Below are 25,727 nucleotides of genomic sequence, written 5' to 3'. Positions count from 1 at the left end.
CGGCCGTTCTACCAGTTGCGAGGGCAGAACTCGGCGGCGAGCAGGGCCGGTTCGAGCCGGGGGTCTGCGATCGCGTCCGTGTTCACGCGGAAGGTGAGGACACGCCGGCCGTCGACGGTGGCTGCGGTGCGCACGTAGCTGCCGGATGTCCGGCCGTTGTGCCCCCACACCGTGATGCCGCACGGGAGCCTTGCCGGAAAGATCCCCATGCCGTACAGGCCGTGTGCGGCACGGGTGTCGAGCATCTCGCGCAGCCAGTGCGGGGGCAGCAGTCGGCCGCCCAGCAGGGCCGCGTAGAAGCGGTCCGTGTCGGCCGGCGTGGTCACCCGGCTCGACCCGCGGCCCCGGCCACCCGCGGGTCGAGCCGGGTGACGTCGGAGCCGTCGGCGGAGAAGGCGCGGCCGTGCGGCGAGGGCAGCGTGGTGTGGGAGCCCGGGAAGGAGGTGCCCGTCAGACGGAGGGGAGTGATGATGCGGCGCCGGGCCTCGTCGGCGTACGAGCGGCCGGTGACCCGGCGGATGACCAGTCCGAGCAGGACGTAGTTGGTGCTGGAGTAGGAGAAGCGGCCCGCGCGGGCCGGAGGGAGGGTGAGTGCGATGTGTACGGCCTGAAGCGGGGTCAGGGGGACGATGGCCCGGGTGGCTTGGGCGAAGTCCGGAAGCCCGCTGGTGTGGGAGAGCAGGACGCGCAGGGTGATGCGCCGGCCGTCGGTGCCGTGCCCGCGGAGCAGTCCGGGCAGGTACCGCTCCACCGGATCGGACAGGGAGAGCCGGTGCTGCGAGGCCAGTTGCAGGACGACCGTCGCGATGAAGGTCTTGGTGACGCTGCCGGCACGGAAGTGGTCGGTGCGGGCGATGCCGTGGCCGGCAGCCGTGTAGCGGGAGCGGGTGCCGGAGGAGGCCGGCAGGGCCGCTGCGGGCGCCTTGCCCCGGCCGGTGAGCCGCGGCAGTACCGTCTCCGTGGCGCCGGCCGCGGAGGTGGCACCGGACGCGGTGGGGGCGAGCAGCAGGGCCAGGAGCACCGGTACGGCCAGGATCGTCCGAAGCCTCGGCATCCGGGTGCCTTACTCGGCGCGGTCGGCTCGGGCTCGTCAGCAGGTCATCAATCCGACAAGCGGAACACATCATTCACCCTGCCCCCCGGTGCACGGACCACGCGTCGCGACCGGGGACACCCGGGACGTTGCGCACTTGTCGAGTGAGAGACAATGGAGGCTCTGTCAGGGCGGGTTGTTTGAGGGGACGCATGTCGGAGGCGGAGCGGGCGGGGACATCTCGTCAGGAGACTCGGCAGGACGCGAGCGGTGGTCGTCTCCTCGCCGGGCGGTACCGGCTGGGGGATGTGCTGGGTCGTGGCGGCATGGGCACGGTCTGGCGCGCCGAGGACGAGACCCTCGGCCGGACGGTCGCCGTCAAGGAGCTGCGGTTCCCGTCGAACATCGACGAGGACGAGAAGCGGCGCCTGATCACGCGCACCCTGCGCGAGGCCAAGGCGATCGCCCGGATCCGCAACAACAGCGCGGTGACGGTCTTCGACGTGGTCGACGAGGACGACCGGCCGTGGATCGTCATGGAGTTGGTCGAGGGCAAGTCGCTCGCCGAGGTCATCCGCGAGGACGGCCTGCTGGAGCCGAAGCGTGCCGCCGAGGTCGGGCTCGCCATCCTCGACGTGCTGCGTTCCGCGCACCGCGAGGGCATCCTGCACCGGGACGTGAAGCCGTCCAACGTGCTCATCGCCGAGGACGGCCGGGTCGTGCTCACCGACTTCGGCATCGCACAGGTCGAGGGCGACCCGTCCATCACCTCCACCGGCATGCTCGTCGGCGCCCCCTCCTACATCTCCCCGGAGCGCGCCCGCGGGCACAAGCCGGGTCCCGCGGCCGACCTGTGGTCGCTGGGCGGCCTGCTGTACGCGGCGGTCGAGGGGGTGCCGCCGTACGACAAGGGCTCGGCGATCGCCACGCTCACCGCGGTGATGACCGAGCCCCTGGAGGAGCCCAAGAACGCGGGCCCCCTCCGGGACGTGATCTTCGGTCTGCTCACCAAGGACCCGGCCAAGCGGCTCGACGACGCCGGCGCCCGCGCCCAGTTCAACTCGGTGCTCCGCGCGCCGGAGCCGGAGTCGATGGAGGCCACGCGGGTGGTTCCGCTGCCTGCGGAGCCCGGCGGGTCCGAGGGCAAGCGGGGTGAGGAGGCGGCGGAGAAGCTGCGGGGGGCGCTGCGCTCGGTCCGCAAGGCGGCGGGCGCGGCCGGTGCCGCGTCGGCCACGCGGCCGAAGAGCGGGGGCGCCGCGACCGCGCCGGGTGCCGGCGGGGCCGCGGGTGCCGCGGCTGCCGGTGGCGCCTCGGGCACGGCCTCCGGCGGTGCGGGCGTGGCGGGCTCGGCCTCTGCGGGGGCGGGTGCCGGTGCTGGTGCCGCGGGGAACTCCGCGGCGGCCAAGCGGAGTTCCGGGTGGCCCGTGGTGCCGCCGCCGGACCTGGACCTGCCGCCGCGGTCGGTGCCGAGGGCGCCGCTCACCGACGTGGTGCCCAGGCGCACGCTGGTGATCATCGCCGTGGTGGTCGTCCTGGCCGTGATCGGAATCGTGCTGGCCATCGCGCTCAGCGGGGGCAAGGGGGACAAGAACAACGGCGGGGCCAAGGCGGCGGCGAGCGCCAGTGCCTCCACCAAGCAGGACAAGGGCAACGGCAAGAACCAGGGCGGCGGGAACGGCGGGAAGCGGACCGACGGCAAGCCCTCGGCCTCCGCCGGCACCGGCTCGGAGGCGAGTCCTGGTGCGTCCGCGCCCAACTCCGGTTCGACCGGGGGCAAGGGCGGCGGGAGCGCGCCGGTGGTGTCGACCCGCAAGGGCGGCCAGGGCTACTCCATCGGGCTGCCCAAGGGATGGTCGTACCAGTCCACGGGCGCCGCCGGGGACCGCTACACCGGGCCCGACGGGCAGAAGCTGCTCATCGGCTGGACCGGCACGCCCAAGAGCGACCCGGTGGCGGACTGGAGGACCCAGGAGCACTACATGGTGCGCCCCCAGTACACGAAGATCCGCATCGAGAAGGTGGACTACCGCGGCTGGAACACGGCCGACTGGGAGTTCACCTATGTAGAGGGCGGCACCAAGTACCGTTCCATCGACCGGGGTTTCGTGGTGAACGACCATCTCGGCTACGGGCTGATGTACACCGCGAAAGCCTCGAACTGGGACAGCGCGCTGCGCAAGGACACCTGGGAAACGCTGCAGAGGTCGTTCCAGCCCAAGCCGTGAGGTGAGGGCGGGCCCGATCGGGCCCGGGCCGCGGGCGGTTGAATGCCGGAGAATCCGGCATCCGCTCAATGCGGGTTGCCTCCGGCACGTATCGTGAATGGTTGCGGACCGTACGCAGCCGATGTGGATGCGGAACGGGCCGCGAGGCGAACGGATTTGAGCGACCGGACGGCCGGGGGAGGCAACATGGACGACTACGCGGGTCGGGTGCTCGCCGACCGCTACCGCCTGCCTTTGCCGCCCTCCGACGAGTACGAACTGACCGAGACCCTCGCCTTCGACACGTACAGCGGTCAGGAAGTGCTGGTGCGGCAGGTGCCGTTGCCGGAGGTCGTCGAGGCCGAGGTGCTCGACGCGGAGGGGCTGCCCGAGGGGTTCACCGCCCGTGAGCGTGGGACACGCCGGGCGCCCGCGGCCCGGTCCGCGGCCCGCCGGCCCACCGATCCCGCCGTGCGGCGCGCCGTCGAGGCCGCGCAGGCGGCGGCGCGCATCCCCGACCACCCGCGCCTCGACCAGGTCTTCGACGTGTTCGCCGAGGGCGGTTCGCTGTGGGTGGTCAGCGAGTCGGTGGCGGCGCGTCCGCTGGCCGCGCTCCTGGCCGAGCAGCCGCTGACGCCGTACCGGGCGGCCGAGGTCGCCTCCGACGTGCTCATGGCGCTGCGGGTGCTGCACGCCCACGGCTGGGTGCACCGCAACATCACGGCCCGCACGGTCCTCGTCTGCGACGACGGCCGTGTGATGCTGACCGGCCTCGCGGTCGGCGCGGCGGAGGAGGCGCTGTGCGGGTACGACCCGGTGCCGGTCCAGGACGGGCCGGAAGGCCCGGGAGGCCCGGGAGGCCCGGGAGGCCCGGGAGGCCCGGAGGGACAGTCCGGGGGCGGCCAGGGGTTCGGTCACGCCGGAGGAGGACCCGGCACTCCCGGTGCCGCACCCGCACCTGCACCCGTACCCCCGCCCGGCGCCGGTGCCGATCCCGACCCCGAGGCCGCCCGGCGTGCCGCCATCCAGGCGCGGGCGGCCGGCGGTCTGCCGCTGCCGGGCGCGAACGGGGCCTCCGACGGCGGCGGGGTGCCCGGCGTGTCCGGGGCGCCGGAGCGGCGGGCGCTGACGACCGGCGAGGACATCCGTGCCGCCCGGGCCGGAGCCATCGCCGCCTACCGGGCGGGAGCCCGGGCCGCCGCCCAGGTGAACGAGACCCAGCACAGCGGGCGCCCCGCCCTGCCCGGCGCCCGGCCGCCCGCCGAGAGCGACACCGGCGCGGGTACGGGCGACGGCACGGCGCAGCCGCCGAACCCCGCAGGGCCGGGCGGCGGCAACACGCCCCCCGGCCAGATAGCCGACCCCTACGGAGTCCACGGCGCCCCCTGGCACGGCGCCACACCGCGCACCGGCCGGTCGCCCCGGCCCGCCCAGCTTCCACCCGACTCCGGTCAGCCGGGAAGCGGCGGTGTCTCCCTTCCCGCGCAGGCCGCCGCGCGGTCCCGTTGGGACGAGGGCGACGGCGGCGGCGTGGTCCGGCGTGGTCCCGCGAGCGCGCTGGGGGCCGAGCGCGCCCGGCAGGTGCGGATGACCGTGGTGGGACCGGTGACCGAGCGCTGGGCGCCCGAGCAGGCCGGGCCCGTGCACGAGAACTGGCAGCTGGCGGCGCCCATCGGGCCGGCCACCGACCTGTGGGCGCTCGGGGCGTTGCTGTTCAGGGCGGTGCAGGGGCATGCGCCGTACCCCGAGGAGTCCACCGCCGAGCTGGTGCAGCTGGTGTGCGCGGAGCCGCCCGCGTTTGCCGAGGAGTGCGGGCCGATCCGGCCGGTGGTGGAGTCGCTGCTGCGTCAGGACCCCACCGACCGGCTGGACTTCGAGGAGCTGGGCGGCTGGCTGCGCTCGCTGGTGCGGTCCGCGCCCGAGCCGGACGCCGGCAGCCAGGTCGTCACGGTTCCGCCCGCCGACCCGGCCCGGCTGCCGGTCATCCGGCGCCGGGGCGAGCTGATGCGGTGGCGGCGACGGCGCGCCGAGCTGCCCGCCATGCATCCGCACGGCCGGCACAAGCGGGCTCCGGAGCAGGCCCGTTCGCCGCGCAACCTCGGCCGGACGCTGCTCCTGCTGATCCTGCTCCTGCTGGCCGGCGCGGTGGCGTACGCGATGCTGTTCATGCCGAAGCAGGGCGAGAGCGGCGCGGCGCACGGGGACCGTACGGGCGCGGCCGGTGAGGTCAGTGCCGCCCCCTCGCCCTCGCCACGGCCGTCCTCCGGGCAGTCGGCGGACGGCAGCCCCTCGGCGTCCGCGCCCGTCACCGAGCCCCAGACGGGCGGCAACCCCTCCGTCGCCGACGGGTTCACCCTGCGCACGGACCCCGACGGCTTCCAGGTCGCCGTCGCCAAGGGCTGGTCCCGCACGCCCAAGAACGGCAGCGGCCAGGTGGTGTACGCGCAGGGGAACTTCGAGCTGCTCGTCGTGCCGGGAAGGGACGGCGCGGCGACGTACGGCAGCGACCCGATGGTCTACCAGCGGGACAAGGAGGCCGAGCTCCAGCCGTACCGGAACTCCAGCTGGGCCACCGCCAGCGGGCTGCGCACCATCGAGGTGGGCGGACGCACCATGGCCGAAGGACAGTTCACCTGGACCGATGCGCAGGGCCGCGACCTGTTCGTGCGCAACATGGCGATCCTGCTGAACGGCCGCTACCACATCGTCCAGGTCCGTGGCCCGGAGGCGGAGCGGGACGAGGTGACGCGGCTGTACGACCAGGCCACGGCGACGTACCGCTACACGGGTTGAGCGCCGCGTGCACGGAGCGGGCGGCCCTCCGTCCGGTTCCCGCCCGCGGGCAGAAGCGACAACCGTCACAGTGCGGTCTCCTTGGGACCCTGCTTGTTCCCTGAGGGCAGACCGGTCCTTAGTCTGACCCTGTCAAGACCATTGCGGGGCAACGTGAATCAGATGCAGGGCCTGCTCATAGCGGGCCGCTACCGGCTCGCCGATTCGATCGGCAGCGGCGGCATGGGCCGGGTGTGGCGCGCCCACGACGAGGTGCTGCACCGGACGGTGGCCGTCAAGGAGTTGACCGCAGCGCTCTACGTCTCCGAGAGCGACCAGGCCGTCCTGCTCGCCCGCACCCGGGCCGAGGCGCGGGCCGCCGCTCGTATCAACCACTCCGCCGTCGTCACCGTGCACGACGTCCTCGAGCACGACGGCCGTCCCTGGATCGTGATGGAGCTGGTCGAGGGCAACTCGCTGGCCGACGCGGTCAAGGACCAGGGCCGGCTCGACCCCCGGGAGGCCGCGCGGATCGGACTGTGGGTGTTGCGCGCGCTGCGCGCCGCCCACTCGGCCGGCGTACTGCACCGGGACGTCAAGCCCGGCAACGTGCTGCTCGGCCGGGACGGCCGGGTCCTGCTCACCGACTTCGGCATCGCCCAGATCGAGGGCGACACCACCATCACCCGCACCGGCGAGGTCGTCGGCTCGGTCGACTACCTCGCGCCCGAGCGGGTGCGCGGCCACGACCCCGGCCCGTCCTCCGACCTGTGGGCGCTGGGCGCCACGCTGTACACGGCCGTCGAGGGCCGCTCGCCGTTCCGCCGCACCTCGCCGCTGAGCACCATGCAGGCGGTCGTCGAGGAGGAGGCCGACGAGCCGCGCCACGCCGGTCCGCTCGGCCCCGTCATCGCCGCGCTGCTGCGCAAGGAGCCGGCCCAGCGGCCGGGCGCGGAGGAGGCTGAGCAGATGCTCGCCGAGGCGGCGGAGGGCCGACGGCCCAGCTCGGCACAGGCGTTCGTGCCGACGCAGGGGGCGGGCGTGGACCGGGGAGGGCAGCCGTACGGCACCGGTACGACGGCCACCGGCGGCCCGGGTTACGGGCCCGGGATGGGCACCTCCGGGTACGGCTACGGGCCGGATGGCCCGGGTGGCCCTGGCCGTTTCGCCACCGGGCCGACGGCGATGGGGCCCACCGTGGTGGGCCCGGCCGCGGGTCCGCCGGCGGTCCGCCCCCGGCGGCGGCTGCGTACGCTCGCGCTCGTCGTCGCCGTCGCGGCCGTCCTCGGCGGCGGCGCGGCGGTGGCCTACCAGGGGTGGGCCGGGATGGAGCAGGTCACCGTGTCGTCGGGGGGTACGGTCCCGGCCCCGGCGCCCTCGGCGGACGCTAGCGCCAGCGCCGGCGCCGGCCAGGAGGGCCCCGTCCCGGACAGCTGGCAACGGTACGACGACCCGCTCGGCTTCAGCCTCTCCCTGCCCAAGGGCTGGACGCGGAAGGTCTACGGCATCGAGGGCGCCCTCAAGCAGATCGACTACTCGCCCGACGGCGGCAAGCACTTCGTGCGCATAGCCGTCGACAGCTCACCGGACTTCGCCGACGCCTACCAGCACCAGAGTGACCTGGAGGAACAGCTCCAGCGGCTCGTCAACTACAGGCGCGTGACGATGAAGCCGAACACCTACCGCGACCGCAACGGCTCGCTGTGGGAGTACACCTGGACCGCGCTGAAGAAGGACCCGCCCTACGTTCCCGGGCCGCGCCACGCCATCGAGGAGACGTACTTCTCGCGCGCGGGCACCGAGTACGTGATCTACATGTCCTCGCCGGCCGAGGACTGGGCGACGACGAGCAGACAGTTCAAGTGGGTGCTGCAGAGCTGGCAGCAGCCGAAGACGGGCTGATACGCATCAGGCCAACCCGGCCGGTCGTTCACCCGACGTCTTGGCCGATCACCGTGCCGGAGCGGATGGGTCCGGTGCGGCATGATGGGGCGTATGGGGACCGAGGGCGCCGACATCCGTGTGATCGCGGGCCGTTACCGCCTTGAGGCGCGTATCGGGCGCGGCGGCATGGGCGTCGTGTGGCGGGCGAGAGACCAGGTGCTGGGCCGCCTGGTCGCGGTCAAGGAACTCCTTGCGGACGACTCGCTCCCCGGCGACGACACCCGCCGCCGCCGTGACCGTACCTTCCGCGAGGCGCGGGCGGTCGCCCAGTTGCGGCATCCGAACATCATCGTCGTCCACGATGTCGTGGAGCAGGACGAACGGCCTTACCTGGTCATGGAGTTGATCGAGGGAAGCTCGCTCGCCGACCGGATCGCCACGCTCGGTCCGGTCGACGCCGCGGAGGCCGCCCGGATCGGCATCGCCCTGCTGGGCGCGCTGCACACCGCGCACGAGGCGGGCGTACTGCACCGGGACATCAAGCCCGCGAACGTCCTGATCGAGTCCGGCACCGACCGGGTCGTGCTCACCGACTTCGGGATCGCACAGGTTGCGGGCGCAACGACGCTCACCGAGACGGGCTCCTTCGTCGGCTCGCCTGAATACACCGCCCCGGAGCGGATGTCCGGCACCAGGACCGGGCCCGAGTCCGACCTGTGGTCGCTGGGCGCCCTGCTGTGCACCGCGCTCAGCGGCGAGTCGCCGTTCCGGCGCGACTCGCTCGGCGGCATCCTGCACGCCGTCGTCGCCGCCGATATCCGGCCACCCGCGCAGGCCGCGCCGCTGCTGCCCGTCGTACGGGGCCTGCTGGAGCGCGATCCCGACCAGCGGCTGGGCGCGGCGGACGCCGAGCGGATGCTGCGGGCGTACCTGGAGACCGGGCGGACGCCACCGGCGCCGGGCGGCGGCGCGGGTTCCTCGGGAACACACGGCACAGGGCGGATCCACAGGATCGGCGTGGGGCGCACACACAGGGCGGGAAGCGGCGGGGGGCGTACGCCGGAGTCCGGTGCGGGCGGGGAGAGTTCGGCGCATCCCGTGGTGCCGGACGACGACCGCGCAGTGCCGGATTCCGCGACGCATTCCGCGCCGGCCGGTAGCGACAGCCGTGCGACCGAGTCCGACGTGCCCTCGGCGTCTTCGCCGACGCCGACGCCGTACACCCCGACCGAGCGGGACGTACCGCACGCCGGCACCGGCACAGGCGTGCGGCAGCCCGACGCGCCCGGGTCCGCCCCGGCCCGGTCGTCCACCCGTGCCGTGCTGCTCGCGGCGCTGCTCGTCGCCGCTCTCGCCGGGGCGGGCGTGTCGGGGGCGGTGCTGCTGATGGACCGCGGCGGACACGGGGGCGGTGGCGCGCCGGGCGGTACGGCCACGAGCCCCGCGACACGCACCAGTTCGAGCGCGTCGCCGTACCCGACAGCCACCACACCCCGGCCTCCCGGAGTGACCGGCCCCTCGCACGTGGCCGACTCGCACACGGCGCCCTCGGGTTACCGCACCGCCCAGGACCCGGCCGGCTTCACCCTCGCCGTACCGGAGGACTTCAAGCGCAGCCCGCAGGGCGAGCGCATCTTCTACCTGTCCTCCGGCGAGACCTTCCGCCTCGGCATCAGGGTCGCCGAACCCGAAGAGGGCGGCCCGACGGCGGTGATGAACCGGGCTGCGGCCGACGGGCCGAGCACGAACCCCGGTTACCACGACGGTCGGGTCACCCGGACCACGCACGCCGGACACCCCGCCGCGCTCTGGGAGTTCAGCTGGAACGGCTTCAGCACGGCGGAGGGCCCGCGCCACACCTACGACATCTGCTGGGAAGAGAAGGGGCGGTTGTACGACGTGTGGGTGTCGGCGCCGGTCGGGAAGGTGCGCGAGGCCCGGGAGTACTTCGACGTGGCTGTGGACACGTTCTCGGCCACGGGTCGGTGACCGGTTTGTGCCCACGCTGGATGTCCGCGCACTCGGCGCGACATGGGCAGCCCGCCAAGTCGTAAGTTCTACCTGCCGCTTCGACAACGACGCGGTGCGCACGATACTCATGTGACATGACTTCAGACGGCGAACACCGGGCCGACGGACGTCTGATCGGCGGGCGCTTCCGGCTCGTCGCACGCATCGGGTCCGGGCCGACCGGAACCGTGTGGCGCGCCCGGGACGAACAGGGCCAGGGGTACGTCGCCGTCAAGGAGCCTGCGCTGCCCGGCGATCCGGCCGACGACGAGGAGAGCCGACGGCTCGCACACCGGCTCTGCACGGAGGCGCGGGCCGCCGCCCGGGTGCGGCACCCCTCGGCCGTCACGCTGCACGACATCGTCATCGAGGACGACGGACTCCCCTGGATCATCATGGAGTTGGTCGAGGGAGAGTCGCTGCGGGAGGCCGTCCGGCGCGGCCCCCTTACGCCCGCCGAGGCCGCCCGCGTCGGGCTCGCCGTCCTCGGGGCGCTCAGGGCCGCGCACGCCGTGGGGATCGTGCACCGCGACATCAAGCCCGCCAACGTCCTGATCGAGTCCGGCACCGGGCGGGTCGTCGTCACCGACTTCGGGATCGGGGACGGCCACGCCGAGGACGCCCCCGCCGGATTCGTCGCCCCGGAACGGGCCACGGGACGCGGCGCAGGCCCCGCCTCCGACCTGTGGTCGCTGGGCGCGCTGCTCGACGCGGCCACGGGCGACGCGGACACCGGCCCGCTGGCGCCGCTGCTCGCCCGGCTGCGCGCACCGCTCCCCGAGGAACGGCCGCACGCCGAGGAGGTCGCGGCGGCGCTCGCCGACTACCTCGGCATCACCGCCGTGGAGGCGGGCTTCTACGGCACCCCGTCGGCACCGGAGCCGGTACGCGAACGGCGCCTGCCCCCGGCCCCCGCACCTGAAGCCGGTCCCGCCCCGGACCCCGCCCCGCAGCCCCGCCGCCGCACCCCGCTCGCAGCGCTGGGCCTCCTCCTGGCGAGAAAGCCCGGGGTCGCGTCGGAAATCACCGGAACCGAGTGATCGTCTCCCTGACAACGCCCTGATCAGCGCATTTGCCGCCAGTGATCGCTGGCGTCATGTGAGCACTCCGTGAATCCCCGTTACCGCCGGGTACACAAAGTCTCCGCTCCGGCATACCCTGCGCGTCATGACGGACTCGCAGGCCAAGGACAGCACCGGCACCAACCCGCTCGCGCCCGCCCCGCAGGGTGCCCGCACCGCCGCCGACGTGGTCACCCCGGAACTGGTGGCACAGCTCACCAAGGGAGTCGTCGGTTCCGGCCGTACGGCCAACCACACCCCGTTCACCGGCGAGAAGCTGGCCGACCTGCCCGAGTCCACCCCCGAGGACGTCCTCCGGGCGTTCCAGGCCGCCCGCGCGGCGCAGTCCGTGTGGGAGAAGACCCCGGTACGGCAGCGGGCCGCGGTGCTCCTGCGCTTCCACGACCTGCTGCTGGAGCGGCAGGCGGAGGTCCTCGACCTCGTCCAGCTGGAGACCGGCAAGGCCCGGCTGCACGCGCACGAGGAGGTGCAGGCCGTCGCCGTCGCCGCCCGCCACTACGGCCGCAGGGCCGCCGCCTACCTCCGGCCGAAGCGGCACACCGGCGCCATACCGACGCTGACGAAGGTCACCGAACTGCGCCACCCGCGTGGTGTCGTGGGCCAGATCGCCCCCTGGAACTACCCGCTGGAGCTGTCGGTCGGCGACGCGTTGCCCGCCTTCGTCGCCGGCAACGCGGTCGTGATGAAGCCGGACACGGAGACCTGCCTCACCGCGCTGTGGGCGCGCGACCTGCTCATCGAGGCCGGCCTGCCCGAGGGCGTGTTCCAGGTCGTGCTCGGCGAGGGCCCGGTCATCGGCCCGGAGGTCGTCCGGCACGCCGACTACGTCTCCTTCACCGGCTCCACCCGCACCGGCCGCGAGGTCGCCCAGGGCGCCGCCGCCCGCCTGGTCGGCGTGTCCCTCGAACTCGGCGGCAAGAACGCCATGCTGGTGCTCGACGACGCCGACGTCGAGAAGGCCGCCGCCGGTGCCGTCCGCGCCTGCTTCTCCTCCGCAGGGCAGCTCTGCATCTCCATCGAGCGGCTGTACGTCCACGAGTCCGTCGCCGACGCCTTCCTGGAGCGCTTCGCCGCCCGCACCAGGGCCATGCGCCTCGGCAACTCCCTCGCCTACGGCGCCGACATGGGCTCGCTGGTCGGCGAACGCCAGCTGAAGACCGTCGCACGGCACGTGGAGGAGGCGGTCGCGAAGGGCGCGAAGGTCGTCGCCGGTGGTGTGGCCCGCCCCGACATCGGCCCGTACTTCTTCGAGCCGACCATCCTCGACGGCGTCGAGGACTCCATGGCCGTCTGCGAGGAGGAGACCTTCGGACCGGTCGTCTCCGTCTACCGCTTCAAGACCGACGACGAGGCGGTCGAGCGCGCCAACGCCACGCCGTACGGCCTGAACGCGTCCGTGTGGACCAAGAGCCCCCGTCGTGGCCTGGACATCTCCGCCCGGCTGCGCACCGGCACGGTCAACGTCAACGAGGGCTACGCGCCCGCCTACGGCAGCGCGCAGTCCCCGATGGGCGGCATGAAGGACTCCGGGCTCGGCCGCCGCCACGGCTCCGAGGGCATCCTCAAGTACACCGAGGCCCAGACGGTGGCCCGGCAGACGCTGCTGCCGATGGCGCCTTCGCTGGGCATGGACGACGAGAGCTACGCCCGGTTCATGAGCCGCAGCCTCCGGCTCATGAAGGCCTTCCGGTTCCGCTAGACGACCCCGTTCCCGCCCGTTCGACTCAACTTCGTTTTCAGCCAAGCCCGTTCCCGACAAGGAGAGCACGTGTCGCAGGAGAAGTCTGTCCAGGCCCGGGACGAGGGCGAGTACGACTATGACTACGACGTCATCGTGGTCGGGTCGGGGTTCGGCGGTTCCGTGTCCGCCCTGCGCCTGACCGAGAAGGGCTACAAGGTGGGCGTTCTGGAAGCCGGCCGCCGCTTCACCCGCGACAGCCTGCCCAAGAACTCCTGGGACCTGAAGAACTACCTCTGGGCCCCCAAGCTCGGCATGTACGGCATCCAGCGCATCCACCTGCTGGGCAACGTCATGGTGCTGGCGGGCGCGGGCGTCGGCGGCGGCTCGCTCAACTACGCCAACACCCTCTACGTACCGCCGAAGCCCTTCTTCGAGGACCCGCAGTGGCGGGACATCACCGACTGGCACGAAGAGCTGAAGCCGTACTACGACCAGGCGCAGCGCATGCTCGGCGTACGACTCAACCCGACCATGACCCCCTCCGACGTGCACCTGAAGGCGGCGGCCCAGCGGATGGGCTTCGGCGACACCTTCCACATGGCGCCGGTCGGGGTGTTCTTCGGCGACGGCGAGGACGCCGACGGCAAGTCGAAGGTCCGGCCGGGCGGGGAGGTCGCCGACCCGTACTTCGGCGGGGCGGGGCCCGCGCGCAAGGCGTGCACCGAGTGCGGCGAGTGCATGACCGGCTGCCGGCACGGCGCGAAGAACACGCTCAACGAGAACTACCTGTACCTCGCCGAGAAGGCGGGCGCGGTGGTCCACCCCATGACCACGGTCGTCTCCGTCACGGACGACTCGCGGGGCGGGTACGCGGTGGCGACCCTGCCGACCGACCAGAAGAAGAAGGGCAAGGGCCGGATCTTCACCGCACGCAGGATCGTCCTGGCGGCCGGCACCTACGGCACGCAGACGCTGCTGCACCGCATGAAGGCCGGCGGCCAGCTGCCGTACCTCTCCGCCCGCCTGGGCGATCTCACCCGCACCAACTCCGAGGCGCTGGTGGGCGCGCAGACCGACAACCGCCGCTACCGCAAGGCGCACGGCGCGCCGAAGGTCGACTTCACGCAGGGCGTGGCCATCACGTCCTCCGTCCACCCGGACGAGAACACCCACATCGAGCCGGTCCGCTACGGCAAGGGGTCCAACTCGATGGGCGGTCTGACCGTCCTCCAGGTGCCGTACGCGGAGGGCTCCTCGCGCCTCCTGGGCTTCCTGGCGAGCGCGGTCCGGCACCCGATGCTGGTCCTGCGCTCCCTGTCCAACCGGCGCTGGTCGGAGCGGACCATCATCGGCCTGGTCATGCAGTCGCTGGACAACTCGCTGACGACGTACCTGAAGCCCGGCGGCCTCGGCAAGGGCCTGCTGACCGCGCGGCAGGGCCACGGCGCCCCGAACCCCATGCAGATCAAGGCCGGCACCGACGCCGCCACCGCCATCGCCGAGGAGATCAACGGCTTCGCGGGCAGCAACGTCGGCGAGCTGATGGGCACCCCGCTCACCGCGCACTTCCTGGGCGGCTGCCCCATCGGCGATTCCGCGGAGACCGGTGTGATCGACCCGTACCACCGCCTGTACGGCCACCCCGGCATCTCGGTGGTGGACGGCGCGGCGGTCTCGGCGAACCTGGGTGTGAACCCGTCCCTGACGATCACCGCGCAGGCCGAGCGGGCCATGTCGTACTGGCCGAACAAGGGCGAGGCGGACCCGCGCCCGGCGTCCGGAGCGGTGTACGAGCGCCTGAAGCCGGTGGAGCCACAGCACCCCGCGGTCCCGGCGGAGGCCTTCGGCGCACTGCGGCTGCCGTTCCTGGGGATGCCGGCGGTACCGCCGAAGAAGTAGCCGGGCGCAGCAGTGAGGGACCTGCATCCCCCTCCGAACGCAGGTCCCTCGGTTCTTGCCATCTACCGTCTGCTTGATCCGGTACGAGGTTGGATCAACGGACGGCCCGAAGGGTTGCGGGCAGGCACCGAAATGCTGTGTGGCGTGAGTCACATGTAGAGACTTGAGTGACATGTAGAGGCTTGAGTCGCATGTAGGGGCATGAGTCGCATGTAGAGGCCGGGTCGCATGCAGATGGGTGTGACTGCGCATGGGCACGCCGAAGGGCCCCGCGGGAGTGAGCCGCGGGGCCCTTCTTCCGTCAGCACCGACGTCAGAGCAGCGCCGGTGCCTGGGTGCGGCGCCGGGGGTTGCGCCGCTTGCTCTGTGTGCTCTGTGTGTGCCCCGTGGGGGTGCCTGGCACGGGTGCCTGTGTGCGGTGTACCGCCGATCGGCCCCGGGCGTCCCCGGAGCCGACCGTTCTCTTGGGTGACCGGGCTGCTGTCCCCTGCCGTCCGGTCACTTACCTGGAGCGAGGTCCCACGGCGCACGGCACGACCCGTACGCCTCACGCTCCAGTGAGCCACGCGTGGTTCTGTCGGGCCCGCCCCTGGCTGGCACGGACATCCCGCTCAACGAAGCGGTCCGCGGGCCGGTCACGCGCCGTACGGGTGAGAGCTCGACCGAACTCGGATGCGACCTTCAGATGCGGCCCCGGCACAGTTCCAGGAGCGTCATCGCGAGGGACGTGCCCGGCTTGCCCAGGGCGTCCCGGTAGCGGCCGAGGATCTGCATCTCGCGGGTGAGGTGCACGCGCCGGCCGCCGGAGGCGATGCGGGTCTGCTGGACGACGGTGGAGACGGCCATCCGCTCCTGGATGAGGCCGATGATCCGGTCGTCGAGCGAGTCGATGCGCTCGCGGGCCTCGGCGATGGTCTGTTCCGGGGTGATGGTGGTCATGGTTCCGGGCTCCTCGGGAGGTGAGTGCCTCGGTACGACAGGTCCCGGAAAACGACAGGCGCCCCGGGCCTTGTCGGCCCGGGGCGCCTGGGAAGTCGCTTGGCGGTTGGCTCAAGCAGCACGACCATGGCAGCCGGCGGGCCGGGTGCCATAGGTAAAGACGAAGGTCGAGTGCTGGAGCATGCGGCCAGTATGCCATGGACACTCCCGCCTCACCGCGCCGATCAGCCGCACTTCTCGGCCGACCGAGTCGGGTGGTGGATGGGCACAGGCCCGGGGGGCCGGGGGCGGAGCCCCAGAACGACGGCCAGGTCAACCACGGCCGCCTAGGTAGAATCGTTAAGCACAAGACCCCGCCCAACCGCCGGAAGGCACCCCGTGTCATCAGCGACTCCCACTGCCGCCACCCCCGACACCGTCCTGGTCGTCGACTTCGGCGCGCAGTACGCCCAGCTCATCGCCCGTCGCGTCCGCGAGGCGCGGGTCTACAGCGAGATCGTGCCCAGCACCATGCCGGTCGCGGAGATGCTCGCCAAGAACCCCGCGGCGATCATCCTCTCCGGCGGCCCCTCGTCCGTGTACGAGGAGGGCGCCCCCCGCCTGGACCGCGCGATCTTCGAGGCCGGCGTCCCCGTCTTCGGCATGTGCTACGGCTTCCAGCTGATGGCGCAGAGCCTCGGCGGCACCGTCGACAACAACGGCGCCCGCGAGTACGGCCGTACCGACCTGCACGTCTCCCGCACCTCCTCCACCCTCTTCGAGGGCACCCCGGCCGAGCAGCACGTGTGGATGTCGCACGGCGACGCCTGCTCCGCCGCCCCCGAGGGCTTCACCGTCACCGCGTCCACGGACCTCGTCCCGGTCGCCGCGTTCGAGAACGACGAGAAGAAGCTCTACGGCGTCCAGCACCACCCCGAGGTGATGCACTCCACGTACGGCCAGCAGGTGCTGGAGCACTTCCTGTACCGCGGTGCGGGCCTGCAGCCGAACTGGACGACCGGCAACGTGATCGAGGAGCAGGTCGCCGCGATCCGCGAGCAGGTCGGTGACAAGCGCGCGATCTGCGGCCTGTCCGGCGGCGTGGACTCCGCCGTCGCCGCCGCCCTCGTGGCCCGCGCCATCGGCGACCAGCTGACCTGCGTGTACGTCGACCACGGCCTGATGCGCAAGGGCGAGACCGAGCAGGTCGAGAAGGACTTCGTGGCCGCGACCGGCGTCAAGCTGGTCGTCGTCGACGCCGAGGAGCGCTTCCTGACCGCCCTCAAGGGCGTCTCGGACCCCGAGGAGAAGCGGAAGATCATCGGCCGCGAGTTCATCCGCGTCTTCGAGCAGGCGCAGGCCGAGATCATCGCCGACGAGGGCCCGGCGGTCGAGTTCCTCGTCCAGGGCACGCTCTACCCCGACGTGGTCGAGTCCGGCGGCGGCACCGGCACCGCCAACATCAAGTCCCACCACAACGTCGGCGGCCTCCCCGAGGACCTCGAGTTCAAGCTCATCGAGCCGCTCCGGAAGCTGTTCAAGGACGAGGTCCGCATGGTCGGCCAGGAGCTGGGCCTGCCGGAGGAGATCGTCCAGCGCCAGCCGTTCCCGGGCCCGGGCCTCGGCATCCGCATCGTCGGCGAGGTGACGAAGGAGCGTCTGGACCTCCTCCGCGACGCCGACGCCATCGCCCGCGAGGAGCTGACCGCGGCCGGCCTGGACCGCGACATCTGGCAGTGCCCGGTGGTCCTGCTCGCGGACGTCCGCTCCGTCGGCGTCCAGGGCGACGGCCGCACCTACGGCCACCCGATCGTGCTGCGCCCGGTGTCCTCCGAGGACGCCATGACCGCCGACTGGTCCCGGCTGCCCTACGAAGTCCTCGCCCGCATCTCGACCCGCATCACGAACGAGGTCCGGGACGTCAACCGGGTCGTCCTCGACGTGACCTCGAAGCCGCCGGGCACCATCGAGTGGGAGTAGTCCCGCCCGCTGTGAAGGTCATGTCCGCCTGAGAGCGCGCACCGGCTCTCCGGGCTTCCAGACCTGGGCGACGAGGTACTTGTCGTCCTCGACGTAGGTCCGCACGACCTCCGTCAGCTCGGTGCGGAAGAGGTGGAACGGCTGCGGCGGTTCCACCTCTTCGACGTACGCGGCCTTGACCGCGCCGTCCCCGACCTCGTACGCCCGCCCGCTGATCCGTACGTCCCCGCCGGTCGCCGACGTCACGGGCAAACCGGACAGCCTCTGTCGGGTATTCGATGCGTACGTCATCTTTACAGCACAGCTCTGCCCTTTTGCGCTGACCGGCGGTAACTTCCGGCCGTAAAGCAAACTCAGCGCTGGAGTACGTATGCACGGACCCACCCCGCCGCTGCCGCTGCCCACCGACCAGCTGCAGTTCGCCATGCCGCCGATGCACGACTCGGTCGAGGACGAACGCCGGCACCGCAAGGAACGCCTTGCGGGTGCCCTGCGGATCTTCGGTCGGAAAGGATTCGAGGACGGGGTGTCGGGGCACATCACCGCACGCGACCCGGAGTTCACCGACTGCTTCTGGGTCAACCCGTTCGGGATGCCGTTCAAGCACGTCACCGTCGGCGACCTCGTCCTCGCCAACCAGGACGGCCAGGTCGTCGAGGGCCGCTACCACGTCAACCAGGCCGCCTTCACCGTGCACGTCCAGGTGCACGCGGCCCGCCCCGACGTCGTCGCCGTCGCCCACTGCCACTCCGTGCACGGCCGGGCCCTGTCCGCGCTCGGCGACCTCCTCGACCCGATCACCCAGGAGAGCTGCGCCTTCTACGAGGACCACGCGCTCTACGACGCCTACACCGGCGTCACCGTCGACGCCGAAGAGGGCCGCCGCATCGCGACCGCGCTCGGCTCCCGCAAGGCGCTCGTGCTGCGCAACCACGGGCTGCTCACGGTCGGCGACTCGGTGGACGCGGCGGCCTGGTGGTTCCTGTCGATGGAGCGGTCCTGCCAGGTGCAGCTGATGGCGAAGGCCGCCGGCCGCCCGGTCCTCATCGACCACAAGCAGGCCGTGGCCACCCGCGAACAGCTCGGCGGCGACCTGGTGGCGTGGATCAACTACCAGCCGCTGTGGCAGGACATCAGCCGCAGCGAACCGGATCTGCTCAGTTAGCGCACCGGTGGAGATCCAGGTGGCCACCGCCGCCGGGGCGGCCGGCAACCGGTGCATCGTCCAGGTGACGGAGTAGACGCGAACGGCGGAGCGAACGCGAACGGCGGGTCGGCGGGATCCGTGCAGCGAGACCCCGTAAAGACGCTTCACAGAACCGGCCGGGAGAGTATGGGCGAGGATTGAACCGACCCCGCTCGTCGTACGTATCGTCGGGTGAGGGCCCTGGCACGGCGGCGAGAGGCGGTTACGAGCGATGACTCACAGTATTCGGACGGACACGCACACCGGTCATGTCCACGGTCGCCGCGACTGGCGGGACAGCGCCGCCCACTACGCTCTCCTTCCTCTCCGCGTCTTCCTCGGCGTCACCTTCATCTACGCCGGCCTGGACAAGCTCACCGACAGCGCCTTCATGAAGTCCGGCGGTGCCGGCTCCATCGGCGAGACGATGCGTTCGGTCCGCGACACCGCCGCCATCCCGGCCCTGGTCGACCTGGCCCTGAAGAGCCCGGTCGGCTTCGGATACGCCATCGCCCTGGGCGAACTGGTCGTCGGCATCGGGACCCTGCTCGGACTCCTCGGCCGCCTGGCCGCGCTCGGCGGCGCGCTGATCTCCCTCAGCCTGTGGCTCACCGTGAGCTGGACCAGCACCCCCTACTACTACGGCAATGACCTCGCCTACCTGATGGCCTGGCTGCCCCTCGTCCTCGCCGGCGCGCCCTACCTCTCCGTCGACGCGGCCTGGCGAGCCCGGCGCCGACAGCGGACGGGCGGCTACCGCTAGCCGCCCGGGGCCTCCTGGGCGCCGCGTCGTCTGCGTATGCCCCGGGCCACGGCGGCCGTGACACCGGCCAGCAAGAGGCCGCCCACGACCAGCGGCACGGCCACGACCCACGATGTCTCCCACAGGCCGCCCGCGGCTCCGGCGAAGACGGCGGCGGTGGCGGTCAGGGAGAGCCCGGCGACCAGCTTCCCGGGCTGGAACTCATGACGCAGCACGGCTCACCTCCACGCGTCCCAGTCCGACCTCGAGATCGACGTCCAGGGTGCCCGCGTCCTTGCCACCCTTGACCGGTGACAGCGTCACCGTTCTGTGCCGGCCAGGCTGCACGTCCACGTCCTTTCTGCTCTGGCCCGGCAACCGGACGTCGCCCAGCCCCACGTCGATGTTCATCCGGACGGTCGCGTCCGCCGGCACGATCAGCTTCAGCCGCCCCGCGCCCACCCGGGCGTCCGTTGCGAGGGACTGCCCCTTGGCGAGGTGCAGACCGGCCAGGTCCAGGGTGCCGTCGCCGGTGCCGAGTTCGTACGCGGACCGTACGTCCGCCGCCGTCGCGGGCTTCCAGGATGTGTGTATCCAGTGCGTCGTGATGTCCCTGGGCAGAGCCGCCGACCCGGCGAGCAGCACCGCCGTGACGAGCGCCAGGAACACCGACCCGGCGCCCGTACGCCCCAGGAACGAGCTGACCGTGATGCCCAGCCCGAAGGCCGCGAGCGCACAGGCCAGGCCCATCTGCAGGCTGGTGCCCAGCGGACGCGTGTCCCACGTCAGCCCGGTGCCCAGGCCGCCCGCCACCAGGGCCAGCAGGAACACCCAGCCGCCGATCCAGCGCGGGCCGCGCGGTCTCGGGGGCGTGGTGCCCGGCGGCCGTGTGGACCCGTGGTGCGTCCAGGGGGTGGCGATGCCGACGTCGAGGGCCGAGACCACGTCCCGGTCGCGGGTGTCGCCGGGGCCCCACAGATAGCCGGTGCCGCCGAAATGGGTGCCGTCCTTGACGATCGGGTCCCGCCACCAGGAGGGGTAGCCGGTGAAGACCGGTGGTGCCTGCGCCTCCGGCGGGGCGTCGGCGGCGGCCTGCGCCGCCAGCGGGTCCGCCTCGGCGGCGCCGCGCCGCCGGGACCAGTACCCGGCACCGGCCAGCAGCAGGGAGAGCGCGACGGCGAAGGTCAGCACGCCGCCGTTTCTCAGCATCGTCAGGAACACCCCGCAGCCGACGAGGGCGAACAGCACGGCGGCCAGCGCCTGACCGTCGACCCGGCCCGTCAGCAGCTTGCGGACCTCGTTCTCCTCCTCGTCCTCGTACGGAATGACGAGCCAGGCGAACCCGTAGAAGATGAGGCCCAGGCCGCCGGTCGCGGACAGCACGGCCAGGGTGATCCGGAAGATCACCGGGTCCATGTCGGTCTGCCGCCCGAGTCCCGCGCACACGCCTGCGATCATCTTGTGCCGGCGGTCGCGCCGGAACCGGTCGGGGGCCTCGGCGGCGTCCTGCTGTTCCCGTTCCCGCGCCTGCTTGTCGGTGCCTGATGTCGCGTCGGTGTCGCTGCTCGTGCCGGCCGCTCCCGTCTTTCCCGTCGCGGCGGGCCCGGCATCCGTCGGTCCGGTGCCCGGGGCCGGGCGCGGGCCGGTGCCGGGTCCCGGACCCGTCGCGGCGTGCTCGTGATCCGTCATGCGTCCATGGTGACGGCCCGGCCGCCGCGACGGCAGTCGGGACGACCCTGGGCGAACCCTGAAATCGGCCCTGAGACGGGACCGGGAAGCGTTCGACGAGCGAAGACCGGCCGGGCCGGGTGCCCCCGAGGAAGATCAGGGGAGTCTTAGGGCAGACCCTGATGCCCGGCATCGCCGGCCATGTGACCATCGATGGCATGCCGGAAGCCGCAGCACTGCCACTCGACGACCCGCGGCCACCGCGCAAGCTCTACCGCAGCAGCGACGGACGCTGGTTGGGGGGAGTGGCGCGGGGCCTCGCCGGGCATCTCGGGCTGCCCGTGATCTGGGTGCGGCTCGTCTTCGTCGGTCTGTTCATGGCCCATGGCTTCGGCGCGCTGCTGTACGCGGCGTTCTGGTTCTTCGTCCCGCTCGGCGTCGGCGGTGTCGGCGCGGAGAAGCACTCGCTGGTGGGCACCGAGACCGCGCCGGACGGCCGCCGGAAGCTCGTGGCGCGCAAGCCGGACAAGGGACAGCTCGTCGCGCTGCTCCTCATGGTCATCGTGTCCGTGGTCTTCGTGAGCAGCGTCAACCTCGGCGGCGCCGCCAGGGTGTATCTGGTGCCCATCGTCCTCGTCGCGGCCGGTGTCGCCCTGGTCTGGCGGCAGGCGGACAACGCCCGCCGGGCCCGCTGGGTCGAGGTCGGGCGCAAGCGCCACACGCTCACGCTGCTGCGCGCCGGCGTCGGCGTCCTGCTCGTCACGGCGGGCGTCTCCGCCATGTTCTGGCTGCAGGGGTCGGCCGCCCACCTCGGCGCGGTCCTCCAGGCCGCGCTCGCCGTGCTCGTCGGCATCACGCTGCTCGCGGGTCCCTACCTCGTCCGCATGACGCAGGACCTCTCCGAGGAACGCCTGATGCGCATCCGCGCCCAGGAGCGCGCCGAGGTCGCCGCCCACGTCCACGACTCGGTGCTGCACACCCTCACCCTGATCCAGCGCAACGCCGACAACGCCAACGAGGTCCGCCGCCTGGCCCGCGCCCAGGAGCGCGACCTGCGCACCTGGCTGTACAAGCCGGAGGGGACGGGCAAGGACGAGGCCGACGAGCCGGACACCGTCGCCGAGGCGGTCCGGCGCAACGCCGCCGAGGTCGAGGACAAGCACGGCGTGCCCATCGAGGTCGTCGTGGTCGGCGACTGCCCGCTGGACGAGAGGACCGGCGCACAGATGCAGGCCGCGCGCGAAGCGATGGTGAACGCCGCCAAGTACGGTGGCGAGGGCGGTGCCGTACAGGTCTATGCGGAAGTCGAGGGCAGGACTGTCTTTGTCTCCGTGCGCGACCGCGGTCCGGGCTTCGACCCCGACTCGATACCCGCCGACCGCATGGGCGTTAGAGAATCGATCATCGGCCGCATGGAACGCAACGGCGGCACGGCACGGCTGCGGTCGGTGCCGGGCGGTGGTACGGAGGTCGAGCTGGAGATGGAGAGGGCGGAGAAGACGTCATGAGCGACGCGACCGAGGCGAACGGCACGAACGGCACGGCGGAGACGGGCGGCCGGCATGTGCGGGTGGTGCTCGTGGACGACCACCGTATGTTCCGCGCCGGTGTCCAGGCCGAGATCGGCCGGACCGCCGAGACCGGTGTCGAGGTGGTCGGCGAGGCCGGTGACGTCGACCAAGCGGTCACCGTCATCACCGCGACCCGGCCCGAGGTGGTCCTCCTCGACGTCCATCTGCCGGGCGGCGGCGGGGTCGAGGTGCTGCGCCGGTGCGCGGCGCTGATGGCGGACACCGAGCGGCCCGTGCGCTTCCTCGCGCTGTCCGTGTCGGACGCGGCGGAGGACGTGATCGGCGTGATCCGCGGCGGCGCCCGCGGCTACGTCACCAAGACCATCACCGGCACCGACCTGGTCGACTCGATCTTCCGTGTCCAGGAGGGCGACGCCGTCTTCTCCCCGCGCCTGGCCGGCTTCGTCCTGGACGCCTTCGCCTCCACCGACGCCCCGCCGGTGGACGAGGACCTGGACCGCCTCACCCAGCGCGAACGCGAGGTGCTGCGCCTGATCGCCCGGGGCTACGCCTACAAGGAGATCGCCAAGCAGCTGTTCATCTCGGTGAAGACGGTCGAGTCCCACGTCTCGGCGGTGCTGCGCAAGCTCCAGCTCTCCAACCGCCACGAACTGACCCGCTGGGCGACCGCGCGCCGGCTGGTCTGACCGCCCCTTGCGAACTCCGGAAACCCAGACAGGGGCTGAGTGACCGCCGGTCCGAGAGACCCACGCCAGGACTATGCGGCGTGGGCCTCGAACCACAGGGACCCAAGATCGTGCCCTGCCGTGAGCCGGACATCGGAGTCAAGGGCAGCGGCCAGAGTGCGCAGCAGGCCGATGGTTGGCGTGGTTCCGCCTTCCTCGATGCATTCGATGTCGTCCTGGGTCATCCCGGCCCGTTCGGCCAGTTCCACCGAGGTCAGTCCCAGGGCTGTCCGGCGGTCGTACAGTGCCTTGCCGAAGGCCAGTGCCTCCCGGATGGCGATCCGTTCCGGGTCGTCGGTCTCGGCACCTGACGGTGCCCAGCGAACGTGTTCGCCAGCCATCACGCCTCCCTCGTGTACGTGTCGGTCGCCACTCCATGATGCTCGTTTTCGCAGAGCTTCTGGGCACTCACGGCTCGGTCGATCTGGGCCTGGTCGTGTTGCCTCGTTTTCCGGAAGACGGTCAGGAGCACGATGGTCCGGTTCGGGGCGAACCAGTACGTGATGCGTGGAGCGATGTCCCGGAAGCGGAGTCGCAGCTCTCGTACCGGTCCCTCAAGGTGATCGGACCACGGCCCGCCGAGGCCGGGACCCATCTCTGCCAGAAGCCCGACGACCTCGTCGACGCGCTTGAACTCGTGGTCGTCGAGGCCCTCTAGCCATCTGCGCACCTCGGGCTCGATTTCGAAGCGATACAGCTCACACACTCGGCTCCACCCCTTGTTGTTTCCGGGGTGTCCAACGTCGTCCGACGTGTTGCGTCACTGCATGTCCCCATGGGTGTCAGCGGGCTTGGTCGAGATTTCGAACCAGACCGTCTTGCCGATGCCGCAGGTGCGGGGCTCCGCGCCCCAGTCGTCGGCCAGCGCTGCCACCAGGTGCAGGCCCCGGCCGGTCTCGTCGTGGGCTGATGCTTCCCGCGGAGTTGGCAGACGGTCGTTCGCGTCCGCCACCGACACGCGGAGGCGGTCTGTCTCCAGAATGGCCCGGGTCCAGATCTCGCGGCCCGGGGAGCCCTTCGCGTGACGGTAGGCGTTCGTCATCAGTTCGCTGAGCAGCAGTACCGCCGTCTCCGTCACCTCGTCCGGGAGTTTCCAGGAGGTGGCCTGTTCGCGGAGGAGGGTCCGGGCCCGGCTCACGCTGCGCGCGTGGCGGGGGAGGCGCCACTCGATGTCCTTGGGGAGCCCGGGGGTCGTGGGCGGCGTCGGCATGCGCGGTTCGTTCCTTGCGTGTGGTTCTCCGTCATTTGGCCAGCCCAGGCTGGTGGTTCGCGCGTAGCCTCGGGAGTAACGGAACGGGTACACAGCGTGCTTGTACACGGTGTGTCAGCGGGAGGCGGGTGGGCGCGTGGCTTCGGGGGACTCCCAGCAGGCGCAGCAGAACTGGCGGTACTGCGGTGGCCAGGTCAAGTTGTGGCGGGAGGAGGCGGGGGTCAGCCGCCAGGCTCTGGCTGACCAGGCCGGGTACGACTACGAGTACGTCAAGTCGATGGAGTGCGGGAGGCGGCGGCCGACGCTCCGGCTGCTGCAGGTCGCGGATCAGTTGTGCGGGGCGCGCGGCAAGTTGGTGGCTGCACACGAGTTCCTGAAGCCTGAGCCGTTTCCGCAGCGTACGCAGCAGTATGTGCCAGTGGAGGATGAGGCGATCACGCTCTACTCGTACGCGGCGATGCTGATTCCCGGTTTGTTGCAGACCAAGGAGTACGCCAACGAGCTGATTAGCAACAGTTGCCCACCGCTTGATGAGGAGACGATTGAGGAGCGCATCGCGGCTCGGTTGAAGCGCCAAGAGATCTTGACCAGGAAGCCCCTGGCGCACTTCAGCTTCGTGATCCATGAGGCTGCACTACGTGCGGTGGTCGGTAAGCAGCAGGTCATGCGCAGGCAGCTCGGCCACCTATTGGAAGTGGGGGTGCCGCGGAATGTGTCCATCCAGGTCTTGCCGTTCGCTTCGGCACCCCCTGTGGCGCTCGGTGGCCCGCTGGTCCTCGTAGAGACCAAGGAGCATGAGCAGTACGCCTACGTCGAGGGGCAGGAGACTGGAGTGCTGTACGCAGATGCGGACAAGCTCAATGCCATGACGCAGCGTCATGGCATGATCCGCATGCAGGCGCTTAACGTCGCAGAGTCTGCTCGGTTCATCAGGAGGGTGGCGGAGGAGCTATGAGCGCCGGACTATCGTGGTTCAAGTCCAGCTACAGCGACGACCAGGGCGGCGAATGCCTAGAAGTCGCCTACACCTGGCGCAAGTCCAGCTACAGCAGTGAAGCCGAGGACGCCTGCCTCGAAGTCGCCGCTTGCCCCCACGCCATCCACGTCCGCGACTCGAAGCTCGGCGCTCGAAGCCCCCGCTTCGGGGTGCCCGCAGACGCCTGGGCCGCCTTCGTCACCTACGCAGCCCGCGAGGTCTGAG

At 71.7% G+C, this 25,727-nt stretch carries 20 protein-coding genes and 2 pseudogenes; 14 read left to right on the top strand and 8 right to left on the bottom strand.

Annotation, left to right across the window (positions count from 1 at the left end):
• Positions 1-8 precede the first annotated feature (8 nt).
• A pseudogene (locus ACWD3E_RS24200) lies at positions 9-1,054 on the bottom strand (serine hydrolase domain-containing protein).
• A gap of 191 nt (positions 1,055-1,245) precedes the next feature.
• Between ACWD3E_RS24200 and ACWD3E_RS24195 the strand changes: the two are divergent.
• From ACWD3E_RS24195 to ACWD3E_RS24165, 7 genes are all read left to right on the top strand, one after another.
• Positions 1,246-3,258 carry a serine/threonine-protein kinase gene (locus tag ACWD3E_RS24195; protein ID WP_451389637.1) on the top strand — a complete coding sequence of 671 codons (2,013 nt, stop codon included), beginning with the start codon at positions 1,246-1,248 and terminating at the stop codon, positions 3,256-3,258.
• A gap of 186 nt (positions 3,259-3,444) precedes the next feature.
• Complete coding sequence (locus ACWD3E_RS24190; RefSeq protein ID WP_451389636.1) at positions 3,445-6,030, top strand: protein kinase; 2,586 nt, start codon at positions 3,445-3,447, stop codon at positions 6,028-6,030.
• Positions 6,031-6,192: 162 nt separating this feature from the next.
• A complete protein-coding gene (locus ACWD3E_RS24185; protein ID WP_451389635.1) occupies positions 6,193-7,911 on the top strand; it encodes a serine/threonine-protein kinase in 1,719 nt (572 codons plus the stop codon).
• Between the two features lie 93 nt (positions 7,912-8,004).
• The gene (locus ACWD3E_RS24180) at positions 8,005-9,882 is read left to right on the top strand and encodes a serine/threonine-protein kinase (protein ID WP_451389634.1); all 1,878 of its coding nucleotides are present in this window, start codon (positions 8,005-8,007) and stop codon (positions 9,880-9,882) included.
• Between the two features lie 116 nt (positions 9,883-9,998).
• The gene (locus ACWD3E_RS24175) at positions 9,999-10,943 is read left to right on the top strand and encodes a serine/threonine-protein kinase (protein ID WP_451389633.1); all 945 of its coding nucleotides are present in this window, start codon (positions 9,999-10,001) and stop codon (positions 10,941-10,943) included.
• A gap of 127 nt (positions 10,944-11,070) precedes the next feature.
• Entirely contained in the window at positions 11,071-12,684 is a 1,614-nt protein-coding gene (locus ACWD3E_RS24170; RefSeq protein WP_451389632.1) for a succinic semialdehyde dehydrogenase, read from the top strand.
• A gap of 69 nt (positions 12,685-12,753) precedes the next feature.
• Positions 12,754-14,565, top strand: coding sequence for a GMC family oxidoreductase N-terminal domain-containing protein (locus tag ACWD3E_RS24165; RefSeq protein ID WP_451389631.1), 1,812 nt, complete (start codon positions 12,754-12,756; stop codon positions 14,563-14,565).
• 681 nt (positions 14,566-15,246) lie between these two features.
• Here ACWD3E_RS24165 and ACWD3E_RS24160 read toward each other — a convergent pair.
• Positions 15,247-15,504 (bottom strand): chorismate mutase, encoded by a 258-nt coding sequence (locus ACWD3E_RS24160; protein ID WP_451389630.1) that lies wholly within the window; start codon positions 15,502-15,504, stop codon positions 15,247-15,249.
• A 378-nt stretch (positions 15,505-15,882) separates the two neighbouring features.
• Between ACWD3E_RS24160 and guaA the strand changes: the two genes are divergently transcribed.
• A complete protein-coding gene (gene guaA / locus ACWD3E_RS24155) occupies positions 15,883-17,463 on the top strand; it encodes a glutamine-hydrolyzing GMP synthase (RefSeq protein WP_451389629.1) in 1,581 nt (526 codons plus the stop codon).
• Between the two features lie 18 nt (positions 17,464-17,481).
• On the opposite strand, the pseudogene ACWD3E_RS24150 reads toward guaA, so the two are convergent.
• Positions 17,482-17,706, bottom strand: a pseudogene (locus ACWD3E_RS24150) (pyridoxamine 5'-phosphate oxidase family protein); the annotation flags it as partial.
• A gap of 127 nt (positions 17,707-17,833) precedes the next feature.
• Between ACWD3E_RS24150 and ACWD3E_RS24145 the strand changes: the two are divergent.
• A complete protein-coding gene (locus ACWD3E_RS24145) occupies positions 17,834-18,628 on the top strand; it encodes a class II aldolase/adducin family protein (protein ID WP_451389628.1) in 795 nt (264 codons plus the stop codon).
• 253 nt (positions 18,629-18,881) lie between these two features.
• Positions 18,882-19,412 (top strand): DoxX family membrane protein, encoded by a 531-nt coding sequence (locus tag ACWD3E_RS24140; protein ID WP_451355617.1) that lies wholly within the window; start codon positions 18,882-18,884, stop codon positions 19,410-19,412.
• Here the strand turns inward: ACWD3E_RS24140 and ACWD3E_RS24135 are convergent.
• The gene (locus ACWD3E_RS24135) at positions 19,409-19,627 is read right to left on the bottom strand and encodes a hypothetical protein (protein ID WP_451389627.1); all 219 of its coding nucleotides are present in this window, start codon (positions 19,625-19,627) and stop codon (positions 19,409-19,411) included. The two genes, ACWD3E_RS24140 and ACWD3E_RS24135, sit on opposite strands and share 4 nt — an antisense overlap.
• Positions 19,614-21,080: a PspC domain-containing protein gene (locus ACWD3E_RS24130; RefSeq protein ID WP_451389626.1), complete on the bottom strand. Its 1,467-nt coding sequence runs from the start codon at positions 21,078-21,080 to the stop codon at positions 19,614-19,616. The genes ACWD3E_RS24135 and ACWD3E_RS24130 overlap by 14 nt, the downstream gene beginning before the upstream one ends.
• A gap of 197 nt (positions 21,081-21,277) precedes the next feature.
• Between ACWD3E_RS24130 and ACWD3E_RS24125 the strand changes: the two genes are divergently transcribed.
• Positions 21,278-22,567 (top strand): ATP-binding protein, encoded by a 1,290-nt coding sequence (locus ACWD3E_RS24125; RefSeq protein WP_451389625.1) that lies wholly within the window; start codon positions 21,278-21,280, stop codon positions 22,565-22,567.
• Positions 22,564-23,277, top strand: coding sequence for a LuxR C-terminal-related transcriptional regulator (locus tag ACWD3E_RS24120; RefSeq protein WP_451355613.1), 714 nt, complete (start codon positions 22,564-22,566; stop codon positions 23,275-23,277). Before ACWD3E_RS24125 ends, ACWD3E_RS24120 begins: the two co-directional genes overlap by 4 nt.
• Positions 23,278-23,348: 71 nt before the next feature.
• Here the strand turns inward: ACWD3E_RS24120 and ACWD3E_RS24115 are convergent, their stop codons facing one another.
• From ACWD3E_RS24115 to ACWD3E_RS24105, 3 genes are read right to left on the bottom strand one after another with little or no spacing between them, the layout of a single operon-like run.
• Positions 23,349-23,657, bottom strand: a complete 309-nt coding sequence (locus ACWD3E_RS24115) for a helix-turn-helix domain-containing protein (RefSeq protein ID WP_451355612.1) — start codon at positions 23,655-23,657, stop codon at positions 23,349-23,351.
• On the bottom strand, positions 23,657-24,022 hold the full coding sequence (locus tag ACWD3E_RS24110; RefSeq protein ID WP_451389624.1) for a type II toxin-antitoxin system RelE/ParE family toxin: 366 nt from the start codon (positions 24,020-24,022) through the stop codon (positions 23,657-23,659). Before ACWD3E_RS24110 ends, ACWD3E_RS24115 begins: the two co-directional genes overlap by 1 nt.
• 54 nt (positions 24,023-24,076) lie before the next feature.
• Positions 24,077-24,526: an ATP-binding protein gene (locus tag ACWD3E_RS24105; RefSeq protein WP_451389623.1), complete on the bottom strand. Its 450-nt coding sequence runs from the start codon at positions 24,524-24,526 to the stop codon at positions 24,077-24,079.
• A 136-nt stretch (positions 24,527-24,662) separates the two neighbouring features.
• Here ACWD3E_RS24105 and ACWD3E_RS24100 point away from each other — a divergent pair, with 136 nt between their 5' ends.
• Both ACWD3E_RS24100 and ACWD3E_RS24095 read left to right on the top strand, forming a co-directional pair.
• The gene (locus ACWD3E_RS24100; RefSeq protein ID WP_451389622.1) at positions 24,663-25,481 is read left to right on the top strand and encodes a helix-turn-helix domain-containing protein; all 819 of its coding nucleotides are present in this window, start codon (positions 24,663-24,665) and stop codon (positions 25,479-25,481) included.
• Complete coding sequence (locus ACWD3E_RS24095) at positions 25,478-25,726, top strand: DUF397 domain-containing protein (RefSeq protein ID WP_451389621.1); 249 nt, start codon at positions 25,478-25,480, stop codon at positions 25,724-25,726. The genes ACWD3E_RS24100 and ACWD3E_RS24095 overlap by 4 nt, the downstream gene beginning before the upstream one ends.
• Position 25,727: the final 1 nt, after the last annotated feature.

This window comes from Streptomyces sp. NPDC002676 (assembly GCF_053592455.1).
Note: the sequence above shows the minus strand (reverse complement) of the source record. Positions and strands in the feature narration are given on the sequence as shown.